Annotated in this window: 3 protein-coding genes; all 3 read right to left on the bottom strand. The window is 51.9% G+C overall.

The features are described 5' to 3' along the window. Positions 1 to 274 precede the first annotated feature (274 nt). A complete protein-coding gene (locus DMG62_24235) occupies positions 275 to 913 on the bottom strand; it encodes a transposase (protein PYY19837.1) in 639 nt (212 codons plus the stop codon). Positions 914 to 1,121: 208 nt separating this feature from the next. Continuing rightward, a complete protein-coding gene (locus DMG62_24230) occupies positions 1,122 to 1,928 on the bottom strand; it encodes a hypothetical protein (protein ID PYY19836.1) in 807 nt (268 codons plus the stop codon). Positions 1,929 to 1,943: 15 nt separating this feature from the next. Next, on the bottom strand, positions 1,944 to 2,953 hold a 1,010-nt coding region (locus DMG62_24225; protein ID PYY19835.1), incomplete at its 5' end, for a hypothetical protein.

The following is a 2,953-nucleotide window of genomic DNA, read 5'->3' as shown; positions in this document are numbered from 1 at the left end:
CAGTTTTGCATCGGTAGTTAATCGCATGTAGATATTGTTTCATTGAGCGTTGGTTTTATCTTGCTTCGCCTTCGCACTGAGAGCGCCACTTTTCAGGGCAGAAGACCACGGCGTCCCTCGCAGAAGACTCTAACTGCTTTGCCTCCGGGTCCTTCGCGTCTTGAGCCGCTTTCTTCAGAATCTTGACTGCTTTGGGCGGGGATTCCCTGTAGATGGAGACGATCGCTCGAATTCCGTTTGACCTAGCCTTCTCAGAAGCCGGGGTGTCCCATGTTCATTTTGGTTTTCGCTGACGGGCCGAGAATGGGGGTGCCCCATCCTTCGCGATTTTCGAAGGATGGGCTGCGAGGCTGCCGGGAGCTTCGCCTTCCCGAGTTGGCTTTGCCTTTCGCTTCTTGCGCTCTGGCTGCCAGTTCAGTTTCACCACTCCTTGCTCACCTAATGCAAACGCCCGATAACTACCCCACCTCCACAGCTCAGGCGAGGACACCAATCCTCGCTTCACAGGATTTCGATGCAGGTAGCGCAGCTTCTCGGTGACTTTCCGGTCCGAGTACACATTGAAATCATAAGAGAGCGGCTGCCAAAAGTGCAGACGAGGCGCTTCCCAAAGCTCGCGCTGGGAACTGGATCGGCGCCTGCGCAGCAGTCGCACAGCCACACGCTGTTTCAGAACCTGCATCACAATGGGAATCGTTTTGCGTTTCGGCTCGCTGATCAGGATGTGAATGTGCTCAGGTATAACTCCGAATCCGATCACTTCGAAGCCGTAACTCCTACGCACCTGTTCGAAGATCTGGAGAAATACGTCGCGCGCCCGGGCACTCCCCAACAGCGGCTCGCGCCGATAGCAGCTCGTAGTGATGAAATGCAAATTCCCGCCGCCGTAAATGCGGATCAGGCCTCTGGGCATGGCCCAGCATTATACAAATAGAACTTCAACCCAAAAGTTTCTCACATCCTCGCTACCCGCCCTCCGAAAATCGCGGAGGACGGGGCACCCACTTCATGGGGTTCATTATGGGAAAACAACATCAAAGGCTGGGGCACCCGGCTCTTGACATCGCCTTTTATAGAACCCAGCTTCCTGTCCCCATGTTTTCACGTCTGTCCCCATGTTTTCAGAATGGGCCACCCATCCCCCTGACCCTTTGCGACATATATCGCGACAAAAACATGCAAGAGAGCTCAATGCACTCGGAACGGCGTTCCATAAGCAGCGCGTGATGCGCCCGCCGCAAGATTCGCAATTGATGACGAACGTGAAATTTGCGCAACGTCGCAGTCAACTTGTAAGCTTCGGCCGTCGGGACGACGGAGTCTTCTTCGCCATGCAAGACTAGCACTGGCGGCAAACGCTCGGGATGTTGGAAACAGACATCGGGTATTCCTGCTGCGGCAATAACGACAGCTCCTATCCTTTGGTCCTCAGTTGCCAAGGCCAAGCCTATATATCCACCCAAAGACTCACCAATTATCCCAATCTTTGAAGCCCGCTTTACGTGCGGTAATCGCATAGTCATTGCTAGTCCCAGCTGAAGCGTGGACAGCCATATCCTGGCATTCCGGTGAATGACGCTTACGTCCTCAACATTCACCATCTCAGTTGCATCGAAATAATGAATTAGGATGACTACATAACCGCGACATGCTAGTTCGTATTCGCCGAAATTTTCATCAACGGGAGGAACAGAGCGGCGTTCTAAAGCTGCGCGTGTCAGCAGACCACCAGTTCCATGAATGAATAGAACCGCGGGATGAGTTCCGTAACTCGGCCGAACTATTTCGGCCCGTATGCTTTTACCTTTCGAAATAAACCGTTTTGTGTAGTAAATGAGATCGCACTTCTGTGTTGTTGCCCCAGCAGCCGCGGTCCACAGAGCAAGAGCGACACCCAACAAGATTCGGTGAAGTCGTCTTCCAGTCATTGTGCAATGTGCGGTCTAGTTCACGTTATGGTAAGCACCTAAACTGTTTGCCAACGCCTGAGCAATTGGCACAGTTCGCTCGATTTTGTGAAAACCCATACGATGGATACCATACATCAACGCGATCTCTGCTGAGTACACGATCCCCGTAAAGGCAATTTGGCCGCCCCAACCATGAGTTACAAAGGGCCGCGCAAGAAAATTACCCTCCTGACTTGCGCAACCCGAGAAAGGACTATCTGGGGAGGGGTTAGTACGTCTGCATCTGGCTTGCGAATGTTGCGTTGTGATCGCGTCGGCAGTATGGGCGAGCAAACCCGCTGCCAGTAGCCCAATGTTTGTCTTATCTAAGAATTTGTGTGAGGATCCGGCTTTCCGCTCGATCGCTTTGAGCTCACAGCAATGATAGTAAAGCCCCGTGCTAAATTGAAAGTCATTCTTAAATGATCCAATTCCGGTATTGTTCGTATATCTCACGATTGAGTCTCCCATCTCAACACTAATACCCACTTTGCGACTCAACATGTACTCACCTCCTCCCGCGATATTTACCGCAAAAAACGTTTTTCGGCCGAACGAAAATATAAAGGGCGTGGAAACACCTGGACCATTTAGAAACTGCACTCCGGTCACGGTATGATCCCAGCTCAGAAATCCTGGCCTTGCCTTTATGAATAATGTAAACCGCTTGCTGCGGATACTTGCTTTTACACCTGCGAGTACTTGAGTCAAATGTCCACCGAAAGTGTCAGAACTTCTTTCTGTATAACCGGGAAAAAAGTTCGCAGTTCCATTTAGGGCGAAGTACTGATTTAGGTTAATAGTGATCTCCGGGCCGGTGGTCCAATGAGCAGTCTCACAGCCCCCGCATCCGCTCGTGTCACCCGCCTCTCGGAGCATTGTGGTTTGCATACCCACTTCGAAGCGACTATAGCTCTGCGCGTCCGAATGCGCCGGCGAAAAGGAGATTGCGGCCGCTAGCGAGACGGCCCAAGACAATCGGTATTTCAGCAAAGACTCTCCTG

The sequence above is a fragment of the Acidobacteriota bacterium genome (assembly GCA_003225175.1).
Classification (GTDB): domain Bacteria; phylum Acidobacteriota; class Terriglobia; order Terriglobales; family Acidobacteriaceae; genus Gp1-AA112.
The sequence above is the reverse complement of the archived record's forward strand: the minus strand, read 5'-3'. Positions and strand labels throughout refer to the sequence as shown.